Raw genomic sequence first — 23,696 nt, 5'->3', positions numbered from 1 at the left:
GACCAAGGAATTAGCCTTTGCATTAATGGCGGTGAACTTGAGAAAGTACACCGCCAACAACCCAGGTATAGTGACCGATGATGATAAATTTTACTCAAAAAAGGATCCAAGCAAAATTTTTTGCTTGGATCCTTTTTAATTACTGTTTTTGGCTAGTTATGTCCCAGCCTCTTTTTTATTACTGATAAATGAAGTTATCCACTCTTTTAATCTTCTTGTAAGTTTGTCCATTCTTCCATGTGGATATTTACCTGCTGTTGCAATTCTTCCACTTGCTTTGTCAATTCCAAAGCTTTTTCGTGATTTTGAAACACTTCGGGTTTCGTCATTTCCTCTTCTAAAGCTGCAATTTCTAATTCCTTTTCTTCTATCAAGGTTTCCAGCTCTGCAATTCTTCTTTCTTTTTTCCTTTTTTCACTTCGAAGTTGCTTTTCCTCCTTATAGCTAAGCCGCTTTTCATCTGTTTGTGGCTTCTGTTCCTTTACTTCAGAAAGTCTCGCCAACTCAGCTTCCTCTTCCAATTTCTCAAGGTAATAATCATAGTCTCCAAGGTATACTTTGATTCCATCTTGACTCATTTCCGCTACTTGATCCGTGATACGGTTGATGAAGTAACGGTCATGGGATACGAATAGGATGGTGCCAGGGTAATCCATTAAAGCAGCTTCCAGCACTTCTTTACTGTCAATATCCAGATGGTTAGTTGGTTCGTCTAAAATGAGTAGATTAGCTTTCTGCATCATCAGCTTGGCTAATGCGAGTCTTGCTTTTTCACCGCCACTCAACTGGTTGACAGGCTTCAGTACATCATCACCGCTAAATAAGAAATTACCTAAAATCGTTCGGATATCCTTTTCCATAACGAGCGGATACTCGTCCCACAGTTCTTGGAGGACAGTTTTATTAGAAGAGAGATCTGCTTGTTCTTGATCATAATAGCCGATCGTCACATTCGTACCAAGTTCAAATGAACCTTTGGCTGCCTGTAATCTCCCCGTAATGACTTTCAATAAACTTGATTTACCGATACCATTTGGACCGATGAGCACCATTCGTTCTCCTCGTGTCAATTTGAGATTCGCATTCTCAAATGTATAGTCGTTCTCGTTCGGATAACGAAGGGCGAGATTCTCAATCGTTAAGACGTCGTTACCACTTCTTCTATCAATATCAAAAGAGAAAGAAGCAGAGGATTCATCACCCAACGGCCTGTTCATCCGTTCCATTTTTTCCAATTGTTTTCGTCTGCTTTGTGCTCGTTTTGTAGTGGAGGCCCGTGCAATATTCCTCTGGATGAAATCTTCCATTCGTTTGATCTCAGTTTGTTGCTTTTCAAATTCCTTCAATTCTCTTTCGTAATCCAAAGCTTTCTGCTGCAAATATTTACTGTAGGAGCCATGGTATTTCTTTGTTCTTTGCCTCGAGACTTCATAAACGATAGTAGCCGTTTTATCTAGGAAATACCTGTCATGGGAGACAACCACAACCGCTCCTGGATAACTATTTAAATACGATTCCAGCCAGCCGAGTGTTTCAATATCTAAGTGGTTGGTCGGCTCATCAAGAAAGAGAAGCTGCGGTTTTTGCAGGAGCAATTTTCCTAATGCAAGCCGGGTTTTCTGTCCGCCACTAAGCTCACTGATTTCAGTATCATAATCAAAGTTACTGAAATTTAATCCATTCAACACTGCTTTAATATCTGACTCATATGTATAACCGCCACCTGATTGAAAGGCATGCTGAAGTTTATCATATTCAGCAAGCAGTTCCTGATTCTCTTCCTCGGTCAGTTTATGGGCATCTTGTAATTTCGCTTCAATTGTCCGTAAATCCTCTTCCTGCTTTCTCAAGTGAGCAAAGACACTGACAAGTTCATTCCAGATTGTTTTCCCAGATTCCAGCTTCATCTGCTGGGACAGATAACCAATTTTTAGCTCCTTTGGCTTAATTAGTTCACCATCATCATATGAAAGCTCTCCGGCCATAATCTTCAGTAGTGTGGATTTTCCAGCACCATTTCTACCGACGATTGCAATCCGGTCGAGATCTTTAACTTCTAATTTTACATTCGATAAGATGCTTTCCGAACCAAAGGATTTGGAAAGGCCATTAATTTGCATCAAAATCATACGTTCACCCCATTGCCTTTATTGTATCACGCATTAACGGACTGTAATACCCCCACCTCTAAACATGAGGGAAATCCAATAGGAGTAGGTGGGGATAAACAGTGCGTATACCTCACTGAATGTAGTTTAACTTTATCGTAAATTGCCGTTATTAGGACACTAACTTGTGAATATCATCACGACAATTGCCAAATTTTCTGGTAGAATAGACGTGTGTCCATATTTTACTATTGCTAAGGATGAAATGAGGCGTAAATATGAAACAAAATAAGATTCCACAGGCTACAGCGAAACGGCTTCCATTATATTATCGATATTTAAATAACTTGAATCAACAAGGAAAAAAGCGTGTTTCTTCTAAAGAACTTTCCGAGGCAATCAAAGTTGATTCTGCTACAATCCGTCGGGACTTTTCTTATTTCGGTGCGCTCGGGAAAAAAGGCTACGGCTATAATGTGGAATACTTGCTTGGATTTTTCCGCAGTACGCTCGACCAGCATGAACTTACAGAAGTTGCTTTAATTGGTGCCGGTAATTTAGGAACAGCATTTTTAAATTATAATTTTACTAGAAATAATAATATTAGAATTACGATGGCATTTGATAGTGATGAAAGTAAGATTGGAACAGAGGTCGGCGGGGTTCCCGTATATGGCATTGATCAATTGGAAGAAAAGCTGGATGATATTACAGTAGCAATTCTTACCGTACCTGTTGCGGAAGCGGATGCAATCACCGAGAAGCTGGTTAATTCAGGAATTAAAGGGATATTAAACTTCACTCCTGTCCGGATTACCGTGCCAAATGATGTGCGAGTGCACCATATTGACTTAACGGTTGAATTACAGGCTCTTGTTTACTTCCTAAAGCATTATCCATTAGACAATCAATAAGATACATATCATGAAACTTCATGTAGTGGGGAGCTTACAGTCCATACATGCTTAATAACAAAAAGGGAAATTTTTCCGTTAAGACATGAAGAAAACGATTGGGCTGTTTTTTCTTTCAATAGAAAGGAACGACAGTCCGTTGGTATATAAAGAAGCGGAAGAGAGAAGTGGGAGTGTGAGTCGTGTTGAAAAGTAGATTATGGGCAGGCATATTTTTTGTATTAACCTGTCTGCTGGTTGCAGGGTGCACCGATGAGGGTGCTGATAAAGAGGAAGTAGAAGCGGAAGTTAGTGATGAAGCAATACTCGCCGTTGTAGAAATGAATGTGGAAAAATTGATGGCAAAAGATTTGGATGGATACATGGAGACCATCCACAGTGAATCTCCAGTTTACGAAACAACAGAAGAAACGATTACGGAATTATTTAATTATACATTGGATATCGAGCTTCAAAACCTGGAGATTAAGGAACAAACAGATAAGGAAGTCATTGTAGCATACACTCAGCGGACTGTGGAAACGGAAGCAGGAGACTTTCAAAACAATGAAACCACTGGTGAACACACGTTGCGTTTGGATGATGGACAATGGAAAATCTACAACTCCGAAGTTATAGCAGTAAACCCCTTACCTCAAGAAGAGCAGGAAATGGAGCAAGAAACTGTTGAAATGGCAGGAGAGTATGCCGCCAAGCTTGAAAGTGTCGCTAAGCCTTTTGATGAGGAAGAATGGATTCTCTCCAGCTATAAAGAAGCTGAAGGTGCAGCAACTGCAGTATATCTTCCAGAGGGCGAGAATTTGGGGAATTATAGTCAAATCATAACATATGATTTTTATGAAGATGGCAATATACATAGTGACTTGGCACATTTTATAGATGTATTTGAGCAAAGTTTAAATGATATGGCTACGGTAGACGTGGAGTTTCAGCGTTTTAATGCGACAGAGACAGAAGTGTCTTATCAGTTTGCTTTAAATGGTGATCCCACTGAACCGGATCAAGAAGAAATCGGCAGGGTTTTCATCTTAGATGATGATATGTATGTTGTCCGTTATACAAAAATGGACAGCAGCATAGAAAACAGAGATGAAGTGGTAGATATGTTAAGAGAAATATAATGTGAAAAGAGCTGTACCTCGATTTTGAGGCACAGCTCTTTTTTATTCGTTCTTATAAGAAGAGAATCGTCTGCATATTTTCCAGTTGTTCTCTCATTTTTTCAATTTCCTCTGGTGATAGTCCGTACTGAGCCAAGACCACCATTGTATTCATTCCAGCATGTACGATAATCGGTACTAGAATTCGCTTCGTCCTTACATAGAGGAAGGCAAATACTAAGCCCATCGCAGTGTACATGAGAAGATGTGAGAAGTCCCAATGAACAGCGGCAAAAATCAGCGCTGATAATAGGGCTGCGAAGATGAAATTCATTCGTTTATAAAGAGTGCCAAATACAATTTTCCTGAATATGATTTCTTCTAAAATTGGAGCAATAATCGCAGGAATTAAAATGAATAAGGCATTGGAACGGACAACCTCCATGATCTGGAATGTATTCTCCGAACCAGGTTCAATTCCTAGAATATAAATTTCAATAGAAGCCGCCAATCCCTGAGCGAAGAATGCGAGAAATACCCCGAGTATCGACCAAAGAATAATTCCACCTGTGGAAGTAGCCTCCCGATGTGCTGGCATCTTCATATCCGGTTTCAGAATCCATAAGATGATGAATAAAGCGGCAATAAAGCTGAAGATAGACCAATAGGTCATGTTTTGCATATAAAGTTCTGGATTATCTGGATGTCTATTAATCATATAAATAGCTACAGGAAAGCTAGAAAGTTGCATGATTAAATAGACGAATATAACGTACCAATATCTTTTCGGCAAGATGAAACGACTCCTTCTCTTGATGGTTTCAAATTATTTTACCATAAAACAGGATAAGGGTCAGAGCATATGACCCATGAATCATACCTTTTCATAAATTGTATGCTTTAACATGAGATTTTATAAACAGGGAAAAACCTTCATAAAAAATATCTCATATAAAAGAAAATTAAATATATACTTTGCTTGCAATTTTTGCAGCTTTTCATTATCATATAAATTGTGATTAGCACTCGCAACCGGTGAGTGCTAACAATAAATAAAACAAATAGAATCAAGGAGGAGTTCTAGATGATTAGACCATTAGGAGATCGCGTTGTTATCGAGCTTGTAGAGCAAGAAGAAACAACAGCAAGCGGGATTGTACTTCCAGACTCTGCAAAAGAAAAACCACAAGAAGGTAAAGTAGTAGCTGTAGGCTCTGGCCGTGTTACTGACAGTGGTGAAAAAATTGCACTAGAAGTAGCTGAAGGAGACCGCATCATTTTCTCTAAATTTGCTGGAACAGAAGTAAAATATGGTGGAAACGAATATTTGATTCTAAGAGAAAGCGACATTTTAGCTGTAATCTCATAATTTAAACTTACCGAATTCGGACAAACATAAACATTTTCATATACTTAAATTTAAAACTAGATTTTAAGGGAGGAATTTAACAATGGCGAAAGATATTAAATTCAGTGAAGACGCACGCCGCGCATTGGCTCGTGGAGTTGATACACTAGCAGATGCAGTTAAAGTTACACTTGGACCTAAAGGACGTAACGTGGTACTAGATAAAAAGTTCGGTGCTCCATTAATCACGAATGACGGGGTAACGATTGCTAAAGAAATCGAATTGGAAGATGCATTCGAAAACATGGGTGCTCAACTAGTATCTGAAGTTGCTTCTAAAACAAACGATGTAGCTGGGGACGGTACAACTACAGCAACAGTTTTAGCACAAGCAATGATCCGTGAAGGATTGAAAAACGTTACTTCTGGTGCAAACCCAATGGGAATCCGCCGTGGTATTGAAAAAGCGGTTGAAACTGCAGTAGAAGAATTACAAAATGTTGCAAAACAAGTTGAAAGCAAAGAATCTATCGCACAAGTTGCAGCTATTTCTGCTAACGATGATGAAGTAGGGGAACTTATTGCTGAAGCGATGGAACGCGTTGGTAAAGACGGCGTTATCACAATCGAAGAATCTAAAGGATTCTCAACTGAGCTTGACGTTGTAGAAGGTATGCAATTTGACCGTGGATATGCTTCTCCATACATGGTTACCGACCAAGATAAAATGGAAGCAGTTCTTGAAGATCCATATATCTTAATCACTGACAAGAAAATCAGCAACATCCAAGAAGTACTACCAGTTCTTGAGCAAGTTGTTCAACAAGGTAAACCATTACTTCTTATCGCTGAAGATGTTGAAGGTGAAGCACTTGCTACATTAGTAGTTAACAAACTTCGCGGAACATTCAACGCTGTTGCGGTTAAAGCTCCAGGATTCGGTGACCGTCGTAAAGCTATGCTTGAAGACATCGCTGTATTAACTGGTGGTGAAGTGATCACTGAAGATTTAGGATTAGATCTGAAGAGTGCTTCTATCGAACAACTAGGTCGCGCTGCTAAAGTTGTTGTAACGAAAGAAAACACAACAATCGTTGAAGGTACTGGTAACCCAGAACAAATCGCAGGCCGTGTGGCACAAATCCGTGCTCAAGTAGAAGAAACTACTTCTGAGTTCGATAAAGAGAAATTACAAGAGCGCCTAGCTAAACTAGCTGGTGGTGTTGCGGTAATTAAAGTTGGTGCTGCAACTGAAACTGAACTAAAAGAACGTAAACTACGTATCGAAGACGCACTGAACTCTACACGTGCAGCTGTAGAAGAAGGTATTGTTGCTGGTGGAGGTACTGCATTAATCGAAGTTTACAAGAAAGTTAGCGAAATCGCACTTGAAGGCGACGAAGCTACAGGACGTAACATCGTTCTACGCGCTATCGAAGAGCCAGTTCGTCAAATCGCTGACAACGCAGGACTTGAAGGTTCCATCATCGTTGAGCGCTTGAAAGGCGAAGAACAAGGAATCGGATATAACGCTGCAACTGGCGAGTGGGTAAACATGATCGAAGCTGGTATCGTAGACCCTGCTAAAGTTACTCGTTCTGCTCTACAAAATGCAGCATCTGTAGCAGCTATGTTCTTGACTACTGAGGCTGTAGTAGCTGACAAGCCAGAAGAAAACGCACCTGCAATGCCTGACATGGGCGGCATGGGTGGAATGGGCGGCATGATGTAATCCAAAAAGTGGAACAGGCTCGTTCAGATGCGCACGCATAAGCAAAACCACGTAAAGTCCCTGAACTTGGGACTTGGAGAGGGATTGCTTATGACGGGAGCATCTAGCCTGTGGAACTAGATTATGCCGTCTGAACCCTTGATATGCTTGGGATTTGGTGTGAGATGAGAGTTAAATGCTAACATTTTGCTAACATTGAGGTTTTTAACGGAGGCTTCTCATGAGTTCATTGAACTTTGAGAGGCTTCTTTTTTCATTTCTTGTATGACATGGAGATATCATCGCTTTATTAAACACCTGAGTTGCTAGGTGTCTAATTGGACATAGATACAGAACTTTCTCTTCATTACATCTTCTCCTATATTCTGCAATTAATTAACCGTTGAATAATGATCATAGAGGACCAAAAAGCCATTTTAAGGAGTCGGCTTTTTGGTCCCTTTTTAATTTTGTCAACAATCCTTTTGCCAAAATGCATTTTTCATTAAATTGAAACATCCTTGTAAACGCTTTAATATTAAACTAGAAAGTTAATTGGAGGGGAAATCTAGATGAATGAATCTGTTAACAATAAACAAGATGTCAAAGTTAGGATACAAAAATTTGGAAGTTATTTAAGCGGAATGGTTATGCCGAATATCGGCGCCTTCATTGCATGGGGCCTGATTACGGCCTTATTTATTCCGACTGGCTGGCTTCCGAATGAAGACTTGGCAAAGCTGGTTGGTCCAATGATCACATTCCTGCTGCCATTATTGATTGGTTATACTGGCGGTAAGATGATTTACGATGTCCGAGGTGGGGTAGTAGGTGCGACAGCTACAATGGGTGTCATCGTCGGTGCGGATATTCCAATGTTCCTGGGCGCAATGATCATGGGACCTATTGGCGGATTAGTAATCAAGAAGTTTGACCAGGCCATCCATGGAAAAGTAAAATCTGGTTTTGAAATGCTTGTCAATAACTTCTCAGCTGGTATTCTTGGCGGCCTATTAACTTTATTGGCGTATAAGGGAATCGGTCCAGTTGTACAAGGAATAAGCAATTTACTTGCAAGTGGCGTTGATGCAATTATCGATGCAAAAATGCTGCCATTGGCTAACGTCTTTATCGAACCAGCAAAAGTTTTATTCTTAAACAATGCAATCAATCACGGTATCTTAAGTCCATTAGCAATTGACCAGGCAGCAGATGCTGGAAAATCAATTCTATTCTTGCTTGAAGCAAACCCAGGACCTGGCTTGGGTATCCTGCTTGCTTTCTGGTTATTTGGAAAGGGAACAGCAAAGCAAACGGCTCCTGGTGCGGTCATCATCCATTTCCTTGGCGGTATCCATGAGATTTACTTCCCGTACATCCTGATGAAGCCTATGCTGATCCTTGCAGCAATTGCGGGTGGTGTGAGCGGAGTGTTAACATTCAATCTTCTTGATGCAGGTTTAGTGGCAGCTCCATCACCAGGAAGTATCTTCGCATTACTTGCGATGACACCAAGAGGCGGTTATTTCGCAACTCTTGCTGGTGTAATCGTAGCAGCAGCAGTTTCATTCGCAGTTGCATCGCTTATCTTGAAAACTAGCAAAGCGACAGAGGAAGATTTGACTGCAGCTGCAGCTAAAATGGAAGAAATGAAAGGCAAGAAGAGCTCTGTTTCATCTGCATTAACAAATGAGCCTGCAGAAGTGAAAGCTGTTGATGTCAATAAAATCGTGTTTGCTTGTGATGCAGGGATGGGTTCAAGTGCGATGGGTGCTGGTATTCTAAGAAATAAAGTCCAAAAAGCAGGACTGGATCAAACAGTCATCAATACTGCGATCAATAATCTTCCAGAGGACGCGGACGTTGTTATTACACATAAAGATTTAACAGATCGTGCGAAAGCAAAGCTTCCCAATGCTACTCATATCTCGGTCGACAACTTCTTGAACAGTCCTAAATATGATGAATTGATCAATTCACTTAAGAAATAAGTTATGCACCCAGCCAGTTATGGCTGGGCTTTAATTTGTTAAATCTTGTCAACAACTATATTGACGAATCCTTATTTATCATTTGTTGTATTAGGGTATTTTGCATTTTATAATAGTGATGTCAGTATGACATTTCAATTCTGTCAACAATCTAGGGGAAGTTGAAATTCATCAGACGGGGGGGGGTGACTTTATGTATATTTCAGCGAGAGAAAGGCAAATTTTAGAAATCTTGCTGACTGAAAAAGAAGAAATGACAGTTAAAGCTCTTGCAGACGAGATTGGTGTAAGTGGAAGGACCGTGCATCGGGATTTGAAAAATATTGAAGATATCCTGATAGAATATGAGCTTACCCTGCTAAAAAAATCAGGAGTTGGCATCCAAATCTCTGGTAGTCCGGAGAAAATACGTCAATTGGAGCTTTTTCTGTTTAACCTTTTTCACACAGAATACACTCCTGACGAACGACAGACGATCATCCTGTGTGAGCTCCTAGAAACAAAAGGCCCAGTAAAGCTGATCGGACTGGCCAATGATTTAAACGTAACGACTGCCACAGTCAGTGCAGACTTATCAAAATTAGAAGACAAGCTGGAATCCTTTGGTTTAAGCCTCATCAGAAAAAGAGGGTATGGTGTCGAGCTTGAGGGGGATGAAGCCGCCAAGAGGAGGGCTATGAGAAATCTGATTTCGGCTTATCTGGATGAATCCGAAATCCTTTCCCTGGCAAGAGAGAATATCCAAAAGCGGTCAACTCAGCAAACCAATACCATATCAGAAAGACTTTTGGGGCTGGTAGAAAGGCAGAAGCTGTTGATCGTTGAAAAAGTAGTGGATTCCATCATCCAGGAGTTGCCTTATGCAATGGCTGACAGTGCTTATATTGGACTGGTTGTCCATCTTGCCCTAGCGATTGAACGAATCCAAAAAGGCGAAGGGATTGCGATTAATAAAGCCTACATGAAAGATCAACAATCTTCAAAAGAATATAAACTTGCCGGAAAGATTGTTATTCAATTGGAGCAAGTTTTTCAAATCGAAATCCCTAGGGCCGAAGTAGCTTATATCACCATGCACCTGAAGGGCGCAAAACTCTGGTATGACAATGAGTATTTAATGGAGGAATCTAGCCTGCGAGTTGCATTAAAGGTAAAACATCTGATTGACCAAATTGAAAAAATGGTTGGAATAGAACTGACGGCGAATCGCTCGTTATTTGAAGGGTTGGTCATGCATTTAAAGCCGGCGATATATCGGCTCAAGCAGGGAATGGGAATCAGCAATCCTTTAACGGGTAAGGTTAAAAAGGATTATCCGGAACTGTTCTCAGTCGTTAAAAAGGCAGCAGAGCAGGTATTCACTGAATATCATGTACCCGATGAGGAAGTTGCCTATCTGGTCATGCATTTTGGCTCAGCAGTCCTCGGGCGGAGAGAGCTGGAGGATTTTAAAACACTGGTCATATGTTCAAGCGGGATTGGTACTTCTAAAATGCTTGTTACCAGACTTAACAAAGAGTTCCCGGAGCTTAAGAATGTCCAAAATGTATCGCTCATGGAGTTCAAAAAGTTGAGGGATTCAGATTACCAGCTTGTCATCTCAACGATTCCAATCCCTGACTATCATAAAGAATATATTATTGTCAGCCCAATGCTGAACAACGATGAAGTCAAAAAAATTCGTTCGTTCATCAATAAACATAAAATCATCAACAGTTCGGAAAAAGGTCTTACTTTTTCCAGCGGTCAACCAGCAAAGACGCGAAATGTGAAAAATTTCATCGAGCAATTAAAAAATGTTCAAGGATATAGTGAAGCGATTGCTATCATCCTCGAGGGTTTTGAACTGGTCAAAATTAGGGAACGGAAAACTATTGATGAAATTCTATATCAGGCTGTTCAACAGCTTGCTCAAAAACAGGCTGTAAACAATATCGATTTGGTGGTAAATGCGCTAAAAAAAAGGGAACGCTTAGGAGGATTTGGTGTTCCAGGTACTGACATGGCCCTTTTTCATGCCCGTTCTCCGGGCGTCATTCAATTAAGCTTTACGATATATTCTTTAGAGAATCCAATTTTGACGACTGGCATGGATGGGTCGACAATGGAAGCCAAATCCCTTCTCCTGATGCTTTCCTCTGAGGAACCAGATGAAAAAGCGTTGGAGGTCCTGAGCCATTTAAGTTCATTGATGATTGAAAGCGAAGAAAATACAGCAGTTTTTCAATCAGGCGATAAAAATCAAATCTTATCCTTTTTATCATCTGAATTTGAAAAATTTTTCACTGAAAAAATAGATCTTCTAAGGAGTGTTTGAAAATGTCATTAATCTTAAATAAAGAAAACATCTTATTAAATAAGTCGCTTAACACAAAAGAAGAAGCAATCAAGCTGACGGGAAGCGTCCTGGTTGAAAGAGGATATGTAGAACCGAGCTATATTGAAAAAATGCTGGAAAGAGAAGAGCTTACATCAACTTATATGGGGAATTTTGTAGCGATTCCGCATGGTACAGAGGATTCAAAGCAATTTGTAAAAGAATCAGGCATTTCGATTATTCAGGTGCCAGAAGGTGTCGATTTCGGTGGGGGAAATATTGTTAAGCTTTTGATCGGCATTGCAGGGAAAAATGATGAGCACCTAAACATCTTATCCAATATTGCGATTGTTTGTTCTGAAGAAGAAAATATTGAAAAGCTTATTTCGGCAAAATCACCAGAAGAAATTTTAGAGATTTTTGAAGGAGAAAGCTAATATGCTTGCAGTACACTTTGGAGCAGGGAATATCGGGCGCGGATTTATCGGGAATTTATTATTTCACTCAGGATATGAGACGGTTTTTGTAGACGTTAATGCTGAGATTGTTCATCTACTTAATGAAAAGAATGAATATAAAGTCGTTCTCGCAGAGCCTGGCCAGCAAGAAGATGTCATTAAAAATGTCAGAGCCATCAACAGTGCGGAGAATCCAGACCAAGTAATCGAGGCAATTGCAAAGGCTGATCTGGTGACGACTGCGATCGGTCCGAATATTCTTCCGTTGATCGCGGGATTGGTAGCAGAGGGCTTGCGTAATAGGGCTGAACAGTCTGACCGACCACTGAACATCATTGCTTGTGAAAATATGATTGGCGGAAGCACTCTTTTAAAAGAGAAAGTATATGAAAAATTAACAAAAGCTGAAATAGCTCAGTTTGACGCCCTATTTGGATTCCCGGATTCAGCTGTAGACCGGATTGTACCGAACCAGACGAACGAAGACAAATTGATGGTGAAGGTAGAACCGTTCTATGAATGGGTGGTAGAGGAAACAAAGCTTGTCGGTGAAAAGCCGGACATTCCGGGAATCACGTATGTCCAGGATTTGGTCCCTTATATTGAACGTAAATTGTTCACAGTTAATACAGGCCACGCACTAGCAGCCTATTTTGGTTATTATTACGGTGAAGAATTTATCAACAAGGCAATGGAAAATCCGCAAATTTATGAGCTGGTTGAAGGTGCCCTGAGTGAAAGTGGCGAGTTTCTAGTCAAGAAGTACGGATTCAATGCTGAGGATCATGCTAAATATATTCAAAAGATCCTCCAGCGTTTCTCTAATTCGCATATTGTCGATGAAGTGACAAGGGTTGGCCGTTCTCCAATCAGGAAGCTAGGTCCGAATGATCGCCTTGTAAGCCCGGCACGACAGTTTTCCGAAGTAATCGGGCAAGAACCTGTCAACCTCCTGAAAGGAGTAGCCGCAGCGTTCTTATACGATTTCCAGGGTGATGAGGAAGCAGTCAAAATCCAGAGCACAATCGAGGGAATTGGGATTGATAAAGCCATCGAAACCTTTACACATATTTCCTCAGAATCAACACTTTTTCAAACCATTATCGAACAGTATAAACTGTTGAAGGAGAATAAATAACACGCCAAACTTAAGGGCGGTTCTTATGTTACATTGATGGTGTAGGCCATTATGCTAGCTGAGGAATATTATCAGACTTTGTTCATTGAGGAATCCGTTGTAGCTTGATTAATAAGATATTTCGATATGAAGCCAATATACAGTGTAAAACCGAAATTTTTAAACGCCGATTATAAAAGTCTGAAACCAAAGTTCTTTTGCAGCATTTCTCGTAAGTAAATTAAAGAAGCTTCCCACAAGTTACAAAACTAGTGGGAAGCTTTTTATTTGTCCGTATGAAAAATTACATTTGGTAATAATCTAATCACCTAAAATAAATATTCATCATTATTAGCACTATTTTTAATTACTCATTCTCTACATTATCTGGAGATGATATTCTTCGTTTCGTTATCTCTTCCCTTGCTTTATTCCCAGTAATCTTACCTTCCTTTAAATTATTGTAATTATCCTTCGTTTCACTACTAATTTCACTATTGAAGTAAGTCTGCAAGTCTTGAATCTGTTGATCGGTAAGATTAATTTCAAGTGCTGCCAGTTCTGCAACAGCCTCATCAACTGTTATATCGCCATTCCAAGTTTTTTCTAAAATTTCTTTTACTAATGTTTTTGCCTCATCATCAACATTCATAAATTGCTCTGTTTTCTTCTCTTTGTTTGAGGGAGAAATTCTTTGTTTCCTTAACTCAAGTGCTTCATCTGATGATAATTTTTCTGCTTTTAGATTTTTAGCAAATTCCTCTAACTTTTTCTTCGTATCAGCATCTAAATTTGCGAGGTATTCATCTTTATCCATGCCTTCGTCTGGGAGTGTAATACCTTGTGCTTTGAGCTCTTCTTTTATCTCTTGAATTCGATCCTTGGAGGAAATGACTTTTGCAGACTGCTCGGAACTATCGTTATCCTGGCTAGTCATCGCAAATATAGAAGTTCCCATACCAGCTACTCCAACTGTTAATACTCCTACGATGGCGTAACTAATTACTTTCCTTTTAAACATTTTCTCACCATCCATTATTATTATTTGGTTCTTACCTCTTTCTTAAATTGTTAAGAAACGTTTTCATTCAATCTTCTATAATGAACAGCTTTTTCATTTTTTAAGTAAATTATTCAACATGTATGAAAAGTATACCAAAGATTCTTAATAAAGAACAAGATGTCCGTCAGAAAAAGAGAAAACCTAAATGTTCTTTATAGAAAACAAATTGTTCGTTATTTTTAGAAAAATATGTTATAATTCTAATATAATGAGAGGACTATACTTTCATTTCATTTTTTTAATCACGTTGTTCTTTATTTAGAACGGAGAGCGGCGTGAGGAAAATAGTATTAAGTCAAAGAAAGACAAGGAGGGAGGAAACTAGATTAAAGCGTTTCTTTTACTAATTGATTATTTTTCATCATCTCAGAATAAAGTAAATTTGATTGTCTTGTAGAATATTTTATCAGTCTATTACCGAGGAGATGGAGGGAATGTATTGGGAAATAAGAAGTTAATCAAATTATTTAGTAGTTTTCTAGCCTTTTTAATGGTTGTTTCGCTTGTCTTTCCTGTATCGGCATCAAGGACAAACGTTGAAACGTTTAAAGAGCAAGTATTTAATGAAGAAAATATGGAATTGAAAGCGGCAATTGTAGAACAACTAGAGAACTCTGAAGGGTTAACGAAGCTTCATAAGGATTTACAGGGCAAATCGGGGAATGAGATGGTTCCAGTCATTATCCACCTCTCAGAAAAACCTGTAGCATTGGAAAAAGGTATACAATCTTTAAAAGGAAAAGTTTTATCCAATTCTAAAATTGACGCAATTCGTGACAAAATAAATAAGCAACACGGACGTGTCGATAGAGAAATGGTATTGAAGGGCATTACCTTTGATAAAGGTTTTTCCTATGACACCGTTCTGAATGGTTTTGCCGCTGAAGTAAAAGCAGATGATCTTGTAAAACTACTTGATATAGCAGAGATCACATTAGTAGAACCAGATACCATTGTTTATGCAACGGATGAAAAGGGTTCAGGTGACGAACCATCTGATCTTCAGAAGGATATAGAGTTTGAAACGCAGATGGACACTAGTATCCCTCATCTAGGAATTGAGGCAGTCTGGGAAGAAGGATATAAAGGAGCAGGGATTAAAGTAGCTGTACTTGATACAGGAATTGATCCTGATCATCCTGAATTCCAAGGGATTTATAAGGGTGGAAAGAACTTTATTGTACACAGTTCTGATTATAGTCGTGAACGTGCAGATGATGATGCCCGTGAAACATCACCAGCAGAACGTCCAGATCATATGCCTGAAGTGAATGCAAGTGGACGTACTTTTTGGACAGACCATGGTACACACGTAGCTGGAACAATTGCTGCTATTGGTGCCAATGAATACGGAATTCAAGGGGTTGCTCCAGAAATTGATTTATATGCTTACCGTGTCCTAGGGGCATATGGAAGTGGAGCGACATCAGGTATTATTTCTGCTGTGGAGCATGCTGTGAATGAAGAAATGGATATTATTAACCTTTCACTTGGTGGAGGCAGCAACTCTGAGAATGATAGTTTAGCGTATGCACTGAATAATGCAATGATGGCAGATGTAGTTGCGGTTGTTTCATCAGGAAACTCAGGACCAAATCGTGCAACAGTGACTACTCCGGGTACATCGCGACTTGGAATTACTGTCGGTAACACGACTAATCCTGAAACACAGCATAGCGCAGTGGTAAGTGTCTCTGTTCCTAGTAATGATTACGGCTACTCTAAAGAATTAAAGTTCATGGGAACAACTTATGGACAGGATTTAGCTGAGCAACTGGACGGAGAATATGAACTTGTTTCGATTCCTGGATTTGGTAGTTTAGCAGACTATGAAGAAATCGATGTGGAAGGAAAAGTTGCCCTCATCTCCCGTGGAGAGCTTCCTTTTGTAGATAAGATCGCAAACGCTAAGGAAAACGGTGCAGTCGCAACAATTATTCATAACTTCTCGGGTGGAACAAATGCACCAGATGTATCAGATGTGTTCTTAGGTGATACATTTAGTTTTATCCCAACCATTGATATGTCGGTAACAGATGGAGAAGCAATCCGCAGTGCGCTTGAAGTAGGTCCGGGAACTGTATCTTTCGCAGAATTCGGTTCAACACGAACTGAAGGCGATGAAATTAACTCATCCAGTTCACGTGGACCATCTACACCGAACTTTGATATTAAACCAGATGTTCTAGCACCTGGAACTAACATTATGTCATCTATTCCAGCGTACAAATGGGACTTCCCAGATGCAAGTTATGAAGAGTCTTATGATCGTTTTACAGGTACATCGATGGCAGCACCACATATTGCTGGAATTGCTGCATTAGTCAAACAAGCTAACCCAGATTGGGATGCATTTGATGTGAAGGTAGCCCTTTCCAATACTGCAACATTACTTGATACAGAAAGATATGATGTATTTGCTCAGGGACCTGGTCGAGTAGATCCTTTTGCAGCAGCATTCCCAAGTGTTCTTGCTTATGCAGAGGATGAAGCTGTACTTGATGCCAGTGGTGAAATCGTGCCAAACATAAAAGGAACGGTCACGTTTGGACCACAAGATCTAAGTGATGAGATTTCGGTTACGAAGCAAATTCGTGTCAAAGATTTAGAAGGAATTGGTGGAGATTTCAGTGTGGAAGTGGAAGAAACGAAACCATTTTCTGATGCATATTTGAGTATTGATAAAGAGTCCTTTACATTAGCTCCAGATGGTGAAGAAGTAATAAACGTAACACTAGTAGCTGGAGGGCAAGATACTCAGGCAGGGGATGAATTCTTAGGATATATCCGTATTAATGGAGGAGAAAATCATATTTCCCTACCATTTGCTGCTGATTTTAGTCCCGAGGAAGATGTTGTTTACGAAGTAAGAGATATGAGTATATCTGAAACAGATTTATCATTCAATGGTGATGGAGTAAATGATCAAGCAAGGCTTGACTTCACTATTACAGGAGATGTTTTAACAAATTATCTTGAAATTTGGAATTTCGAAGATCCATATGGCGGTTATTATGGTGATGGCTATATCGGATACCTACATGCTGGGAATTCCTTAGGTGCTGGATCTTACTATTTAAACATTACTGGTGATTATACACCTTGGGCTCCGCCACAGGAATTGACAACGATTCCAGACGGGGTATATTCCATTGATTATACTGCTCTAGCACCTAATGGTGAAGTGATTGGTGACTGGGTTGGTCCGATTTTTGTTAAGTCGACAACTCCTGATATTTCAGGTGAAGTGACTGAAGACAAAATTACAGGACAAGTTACAGATGATTATCTCCACTATATTGACGTTTTAGCAGAATGGGGATATTCTTACGATCTTAATGAAAAACTGTCAGCATCTTATAAGTTCATAACGGATGGTGCTGAGAGTGAAGTAGACTTCTTGACATTAGAACAAGATGGTTCGTTTGAAATCGAGTTAAATCAAGAAGCAGATAGCGTTATAGTTATAGTAGAAGATGCTGCTGGAAATATTGGTGAGGTTGAAATTGCAATTGAACAAGGCGATGAAGATCCTGAACCGGTTGTAAGTCTATCTGTTAATCCTGAATCAGTTGAACTGGAGGAAGGAGAAGAGGCTTCAGTAGTAGTAACGCAAACTACTACAATTGGTGACGAGTCTACAGAAGAAGATGTGACAGCTCTAGCAGAGTACGAGGTAGCGGATGAATCAATCGTCTCAATAGAAGCTGGAGTAATTACAGGAATTAAAGCTGGTGAAACTACTGTTAAAATCACATATGGTGAAAATGAAGTAGCCTTGGATGTAATAGTAACAGAAGGAGATTCCGAGCCGGACCCTGACGCGGAAGTTAGTTTGGAGGTTTCTGATCCTGTCGTTCTGGTGAACAAAGGGGAGACTAAACAGGTTACCGTCACAGAACTAACTACCATTGATGGTGAAACCACAGAGAGGGATGTGACAGCGGAAGCGAACTACACAGTAGCTGATGACCGTATAGTTGAGGTTCACGAAGGAGTTATATCAGGTAAGAATCGTGGAATCACGGTAATAACCGTTGAATATGGTGAAAATACTGTGGAAATAACAGTTGCGGTAGCTGATAGTAGTGGTCCTCGTCATAGATTACCATAATTAAATAAAAAAGGACGGTTCTCTTAGTTCAATAAAACAAGAGAACCGTCCTTATTTTTTTATGGAATAAAAGAAATCTTCTTTCCACCAAATTCAAATAAAATAGTATGGAATATTATTTAATACATATTTTTACCATAAATGCTTAAATTTACCTATATTAGTCCGATATATATAATGGGCTAAATAAAAATACCTATTTTTGGTAAGTTTACGACAGGAGGACCTAGAGTAATGCAGAATGCCGTAATAGACCAGGATACTCATCCGGTTCTAAAATCCTTTGTTCAAATAGCTCCGTATCTTCAATTACTAGTGAATGATGATATAACAATTGGAGTCTATGATACAGAGAAATTGTTAATCAATATACCCGCAAAAACATTCTCACTTAATGTAACTCCCGGAGATCCATTGCTTGAAGGTGATATTATTACCAATGCAATTCGTGAAAATAAAAATCAAGCAATGACTGTACCAGCTGAGGTATTAGGAGTAGACCTTGTTTCACGTGCAATACCGGTGCATGATGAGCAAGGTAGAGTAATTGGTGGAGTTGGTGTGGGATTAAACGTCGATAAGGCGAACAAACTTTCACAAATAGCCAGCAACTTATCAAGTGTAATTGGTGATGTAACGAATACGGTTCAAGAAATGGCAGAATCGGTTAATGAATTAGCTACGAATATAAGCTATGTTTCTGAAAAGGCAGATGAAGTTACAAGCAGTGTAGACCTTATCGAACAAGTTTCAGCGGTAGTTAAGAATATCGCAGATCAAAGTAATTTACTAGGGTTGAATGCAGCTATTGAATCAGCACGAGCTGGAGAACATGGTAGAGGATTTGGGGTTGTTGCCGATGAGATTAGAAAAATGGCAACTAATTCAAAAGACAATGTACAAGAAATTCAAAATATAACCAGCCAAATTAAAGAAGTAATCGAAGACCTTGGTAAAGATATACAAAAAGTAAATCTTGAATCCACTAGCCAGTCCGCTTCGATTGAAGAATTAACTGCAACAATGGAAGAAATCAATGTAAGTATTCGGAGTTTAGCAGAGTTAGCTAAAGAAAACATAGAGTTAAAAAATTAACGGAGGTTGAATGAATATGAATTTTAAAGAATTAGCTGGTCAATATATTAACGGAGAATGGAAAGACGGTTCCAGTAGTCTAGTAATGGAAAATAAAAATCCATATAATGGTGAAATTATTGCAACGTACAAGGCTGCTAATTTAGAAGATTTGAATGCAGCATATGAATCGGCGCAAAAGGTACAAGAAAAATGGGCAAAAACAAACCCAGTTGTACAAAGAGAAGTCTTTGATAAAGCTGTAGACTATATCAATGAAAATCATGAAGCTATTGTGGATGTCATCATTGATGAAATTGGTGGTACCCGCTTAAAAGCAGAATTTGAGATTGGCTTAGTTACAAACATGATAAAAGAAGCATCAACTTTCCCTATGCGCATGAACGGAACGATTTTACCTTCTCCAATTGACGGTAAGGAGAACCGTGTCTATCGTGTGCCAGTTGGTGTAGTTGGGGTTATTAGTCCATTCAACTTCCCATTTTTCCTATCGATGAAATCTGTTGCACCAGCTTTGGCTACTGGAAATGGTGTTGTTTTGAAGCCGCATGAGCATACAACCATTACTGGTGGTAGACTAATTGCTAAGATTTTCGAGAGTGCCGGATTGCCTAAAGGATTGTTAAATGTGATTACTACTGAAATATCCGAGATTGGAGATAACTTTGTTGAACATCCGATTCCACGTGCTATTTCCTTTACAGGATCTACAAAAATAGGAAAACATATCGGAGAAGTTGCTGGAAGAAATCTAAAAGAAGTCCATCTAGAATTAGGCGGTAATAGTGCCTTAGTTGTTTTAGAAGATGCAGATATTGATCTGGCAGTAAGTGCTGGTGTATTCAGTCGCTTCACGCATCAAGGACAAATTTGTATGTCTGCTAACCGCATCATTGTTCATGAAGATGTATATGATGAATTTGTGGAAAAGTATATCGAAAAAGTATCTGGTCTGACTTGTGGTGACCCGAGAGATCCAAACACAATTATTGGACCGGTTATTAATGAACGCCAAGTTAAAACGACTGTGGAATTAATTGAAAAAGGTATTGAAGAAGGTGCAACTCCTATACTTAGAGGAGAAGTCGTAGGAAACGTAATAGAACCAGTTGTATTTACTGATGTTACTCCAGAAATGACCATTGCAAATGAGGAGTTCTTTGCCCCGGTTGTATCTATTATGAAAGTAGCGAACGAAGAAGAAATACTAAGTTATGCTAACCAAAGTCCATATGGTTTAAGTGGTGCAATCCATACAAGAGACGTGGAACGTGGTGCAGAACTTGCTAAACGTATGGATACTGGAATGATTCATATCAATGATGGAACAATCAATGATGAACCAAACGTTGCTTTCGGTGGCGTGAAAAATTCAGGAATTGGACGACTAAATGGAGAATGGAGCTTAGATGCATTTACTACAACAAAATGGATCTCCATTCAACATACAAAACGAGCTTATCCATACTCTTAAGATAAATAAATTCCTAATCAAGTAGGATGGTGGACAATATTAGAAGCCACTCAAAAGTCCGTAAAACTTTTGAGTGGCTTCTTTTTATCTTGAAATCCAAAGTATCCCTAGAATATTTAAATCTAGTAAATATTGACATAATGCATCTAGTTTAGTAAGATTACATAGCTATTTATTAATGGTTCTAAATAACTGTAAAGGTGATAAGGAGTTAATGGAATGATACTAGAGAATTATATTACGTGCTTAAACAACAGTGATTTTGAGGGTATTGCAAGTTTATTTACAGAGGACTGTCAATTTAATGATGGTGGAGCCCGTACAATTAATGTGGATGATTTGGTTGTAGAAGGAAGAGAAGCATTAAAACAAGCATTTCAATCTGTTTGGGAGAACAATAAAGTTCGCGCTGAAATTGTAAAAGTAAATGCAAATTCTATGGAATACAATGTTTATCTTGGTGACATCAAATTAGAATGCGTTGGATGTGCTACGTTGAAGGATGGACTGATTTCGGAGTATATTGTAAGACCTAGATAATTAAAGTACATAAAAATAAAGGTAACTATTAATGGATAATGTAAGGCTCTTTGTAGAAATATGTGATTGATTTCACTAGTATCTATCTTTACAAAGAGCCTTTTAAATAATTATTTATGGATTTGAAATAGTTTAAGGCAGGTAATGAAGGATTGGCTAAAAAAAATAAAAAAGCAACTAAATTTATAAGTATAAAGCTTAAACTCATTATTTCTTTCTCAGTACTAATTTTATTATTTACTATCAGTTTAGGGGTGTTATCTATTAATATCTCTAGTGATATTGTGATGGATGAAGCAAGGAATACAGTACTATCCGTAGCAAAAGAAGAGGCTAAGTTAGTATCTACAAGACTGGAAGCACAGAGAAAACCATTAAATACACTTGCCTCTCTGGAACAGGTGCAGAGTATGGAATGGGAGGAACAAACATCTTTCCTAAAAGATGTATTAAGGAATACAACTTATATTGATATAGGTATTATGCATATGGATGGGACAGTACGTTACACGAATGGGGATACGGAGAAGTTTGAATTAACCGATTCAATTAGTGCTCCTATTAACGGTGGATCAAACGGAATAGCATTTAGTGTTGATCAGGATCAAGAGGAGCTTATTTTATTACAATCGGTTCCCATTCATGTAAATGGTGAAATAATAGGGGCGATAGTAGGTCGCGAAGATGGAAAATTATTAAGTGAGCTAGTGGCTGATATTGGTTATAAGGAAAATGGATTTGGATATATAACGGATGAACATGGAACGACATTGGCATACCCGGTGTTGGATTATGTTTTCATGGAAATGAATCCAATCGTGGCGGCACAGCAAGATGATACAAATACTTACACAAGTTTAGCTACGATGGTGGAAAAAGTAACAAAGGATGCAACAGGTACAGCTGATTATAATTATGATGGTGTAGATTACATTGCTGGCTTTGATACAATTGAAGGCACAGACTGGTCTTATATTCTCCTTGCTGTGGAGGACGAAGTGTTAGAAGCGATACCAACTTTGCAAAAGACGCTGATTATAACTTCAATCATTATTCTCGTTATTGGATTATTGATTGCGTTTAATATAGGAAGGGTCATTGTAAATCCTATCGTTCAAATTATTAATCATTCAAAAGAGATCACCAAATTAAACCTTACCGAGAATGTGAAGGAAGTATATTTAAAACGAAATGATGAGGTAGGAAGCTTAGCTAGATCGCTTCAAGAATTAACAGAAAGCATGAGGGAGATTGTAAATGAAATAAATGAATCCTCAAGACAACTAGCTGTTTCTTCAGAAGACCTTACTACAACATCAAAAAACTCTTCCACTGTAGCGCTAGAAATATCAAGCACAGTTCAAGAAGTTTCGCATAGTGCTACAGAACAAGCGAAAAATACAGAAGAAGGTTTCAATAAGGCTATATTATTAGGGAAATCTATTGAAATGGTTGACGGATATATCAATGAAGTGAATGATTCTACTGTAGAAGTAGGAGGAATTATTGAGAACGGAATAAAAGAGATGGATTCCTTAAGCAAGATTACTGAAGAAAGCACAGTAACAACTGAAGAAATCTATAAAGTTGTATCAAAAGCAAACGATAGCTCTAAACAAATAGGTGAAGCGAGTAATTTAATTAATTCGATTGCATCCCAAACGAGTCTCTTGTCTCTGGATGCCTCCATTGAGGCTGCAAGAGCAGGTGAAGCAGGTAGTGGGTTCGCGGTAGTGGCTGAAGAAATAAGAAAACTCTCGGAGCAGACGGCTGATGCTACGAAAATCATTGATGAAGTTGTAGCCGAGCTTCAACAAAATACAACGAACTCTGTAGAGTCTATGAATAGAGCAGTTCAAATCTCAAAGGACCAAGCAAATAGTGTAGAAAGAAATAGACAAAAATACGAAATCATTGAACAATCAGTGTCTCATACGAGGGAAACAATGGAGAAATTGAGTCTCTCCGGAAAAGAAATGAATGAAATGCGGGAGCAGATTTTAGAAGTTCTCAACTCCCTATCAGCTATTGCAGAAGAAAATGCCGCATTAACTGAGCAGGCATCGGCATCTATGGATGAACAGACTGCATCTGTAGATGAAGTAGCTGTGGCAAGCAATCATCTGGCTGAGTTGGCTCAGAAGTTACATGAGGTAGTGAAACGGTTTAATGTCTGATAGCTGACTACTTAATGTGAGATTATATATACTATAATTTCAGGGCTTGTCAAATAAAGTGTGTAAGTTCCCATTTATTCAAGGTACTTTAACACCCTATCTTTCAGTTCATCATGAAGAAGAAGCTGGTTCATAACCATGGCCCAGTTTTGAATGCGACCACCCTCCC

At 38.9% G+C, this 23,696-nt stretch carries 16 protein-coding genes; 13 read left to right on the top strand and 3 right to left on the bottom strand.

Annotated elements, in window-relative coordinates; all coding sequences use genetic code 11:
- Nucleotides 1-206 precede the first annotated feature (206 nt).
- Nucleotides 207-2,129 (bottom strand): ABC-F family ATP-binding cassette domain-containing protein, encoded by a 1,923-nt coding sequence (locus tag M3210_RS17055; RefSeq protein ID WP_251516911.1) that lies wholly within the window; start codon nucleotides 2,127-2,129, stop codon nucleotides 207-209.
- Between the two features lie 257 nt (nucleotides 2,130-2,386).
- Here M3210_RS17055 and M3210_RS17050 point away from each other — a divergent pair, with 257 nt between their 5' ends.
- Nucleotides 2,387-3,022, top strand: a complete 636-nt coding sequence (locus tag M3210_RS17050) for a redox-sensing transcriptional repressor Rex (protein ID WP_251516908.1) — start codon at nucleotides 2,387-2,389, stop codon at nucleotides 3,020-3,022.
- 182 nt (nucleotides 3,023-3,204) lie between these two features.
- The gene (locus M3210_RS17045; protein WP_251516905.1) at nucleotides 3,205-4,143 is read left to right on the top strand and encodes a hypothetical protein; all 939 of its coding nucleotides are present in this window, start codon (nucleotides 3,205-3,207) and stop codon (nucleotides 4,141-4,143) included.
- Between the two features lie 52 nt (nucleotides 4,144-4,195).
- Here M3210_RS17045 and M3210_RS17040 read toward each other — a convergent pair whose 3' ends face one another.
- The gene (locus M3210_RS17040; protein ID WP_251516902.1) at nucleotides 4,196-4,915 is read right to left on the bottom strand and encodes a CPBP family intramembrane glutamic endopeptidase; all 720 of its coding nucleotides are present in this window, start codon (nucleotides 4,913-4,915) and stop codon (nucleotides 4,196-4,198) included.
- A gap of 291 nt (nucleotides 4,916-5,206) precedes the next feature.
- Here M3210_RS17040 and groES point away from each other — a divergent pair, with 291 nt between their 5' ends.
- The 6 genes from groES to M3210_RS17010 all read left to right on the top strand — a co-directional run bounded on the left by groES (nucleotide 5,207) and on the right by M3210_RS17010 (nucleotide 13,085).
- Nucleotides 5,207-5,491 (top strand): co-chaperone GroES, encoded by a 285-nt coding sequence (gene groES / locus M3210_RS17035; protein ID WP_251516900.1) that lies wholly within the window; start codon nucleotides 5,207-5,209, stop codon nucleotides 5,489-5,491.
- 82 nt (nucleotides 5,492-5,573) lie between these two features.
- Entirely contained in the window at nucleotides 5,574-7,202 is a 1,629-nt protein-coding gene (groL, locus tag M3210_RS17030) for a chaperonin GroEL (RefSeq protein ID WP_251516898.1), read from the top strand.
- A gap of 551 nt (nucleotides 7,203-7,753) precedes the next feature.
- Nucleotides 7,754-9,172: a PTS mannitol transporter subunit IIBC gene (locus tag M3210_RS17025; RefSeq protein WP_251516896.1), complete on the top strand. Its 1,419-nt coding sequence runs from the start codon at nucleotides 7,754-7,756 to the stop codon at nucleotides 9,170-9,172.
- Nucleotides 9,173-9,365: 193 nt separating this feature from the next.
- Complete coding sequence (locus M3210_RS17020; protein WP_251516894.1) at nucleotides 9,366-11,489, top strand: BglG family transcription antiterminator; 2,124 nt, start codon at nucleotides 9,366-9,368, stop codon at nucleotides 11,487-11,489.
- A 2-nt stretch (nucleotides 11,490-11,491) separates the two neighbouring features.
- Nucleotides 11,492-11,926, top strand: a complete 435-nt coding sequence (locus M3210_RS17015; protein WP_251516892.1) for a PTS mannitol transporter subunit IIA — start codon at nucleotides 11,492-11,494, stop codon at nucleotides 11,924-11,926.
- 1 nt (nucleotide 11,927) lies between these two features.
- On the top strand, nucleotides 11,928-13,085 hold the full coding sequence (locus tag M3210_RS17010; RefSeq protein ID WP_251516889.1) for a mannitol-1-phosphate 5-dehydrogenase: 1,158 nt from the start codon (nucleotides 11,928-11,930) through the stop codon (nucleotides 13,083-13,085).
- Between the two features lie 346 nt (nucleotides 13,086-13,431).
- Here M3210_RS17010 and M3210_RS17005 read toward each other — a convergent pair whose 3' ends face one another.
- A complete protein-coding gene (locus M3210_RS17005) occupies nucleotides 13,432-14,085 on the bottom strand; it encodes a hypothetical protein (RefSeq protein ID WP_251516887.1) in 654 nt (217 codons plus the stop codon).
- 481 nt (nucleotides 14,086-14,566) lie between these two features.
- Between M3210_RS17005 and M3210_RS17000 the strand changes: the two genes are divergently transcribed.
- The 5 genes from M3210_RS17000 (at nucleotide 14,567) to M3210_RS16980 (ending at nucleotide 23,527) form a co-directional block, all read left to right on the top strand.
- Nucleotides 14,567-18,241 (top strand): S8 family serine peptidase, encoded by a 3,675-nt coding sequence (locus tag M3210_RS17000; RefSeq protein ID WP_251516884.1) that lies wholly within the window; start codon nucleotides 14,567-14,569, stop codon nucleotides 18,239-18,241.
- Nucleotides 18,242-18,475: 234 nt separating this feature from the next.
- On the top strand, nucleotides 18,476-19,336 hold the full coding sequence (locus M3210_RS16995; protein WP_251516881.1) for a methyl-accepting chemotaxis protein: 861 nt from the start codon (nucleotides 18,476-18,478) through the stop codon (nucleotides 19,334-19,336).
- A gap of 16 nt (nucleotides 19,337-19,352) precedes the next feature.
- Nucleotides 19,353-20,810, top strand: coding sequence for an aldehyde dehydrogenase family protein (locus tag M3210_RS16990; RefSeq protein ID WP_432806997.1), 1,458 nt, complete (start codon nucleotides 19,353-19,355; stop codon nucleotides 20,808-20,810).
- Between the two features lie 219 nt (nucleotides 20,811-21,029).
- Complete coding sequence (locus M3210_RS16985; RefSeq protein ID WP_251516877.1) at nucleotides 21,030-21,350, top strand: nuclear transport factor 2 family protein; 321 nt, start codon at nucleotides 21,030-21,032, stop codon at nucleotides 21,348-21,350.
- A 152-nt stretch (nucleotides 21,351-21,502) separates the two neighbouring features.
- A complete protein-coding gene (locus tag M3210_RS16980) occupies nucleotides 21,503-23,527 on the top strand; it encodes a methyl-accepting chemotaxis protein (RefSeq protein ID WP_251516875.1) in 2,025 nt (674 codons plus the stop codon).
- Nucleotides 23,528-23,696: the final 169 nt, after the last annotated feature.

It is taken from the genome of Oceanobacillus luteolus, assembly GCF_023715655.1.
Taxonomy (GTDB): domain Bacteria; phylum Bacillota; class Bacilli; order Bacillales; family Amphibacillaceae; genus Oceanobacillus; species Oceanobacillus luteolus.
Note: the sequence above shows the minus strand (reverse complement) of the source record. Positions and strands in the feature narration are given on the sequence as shown.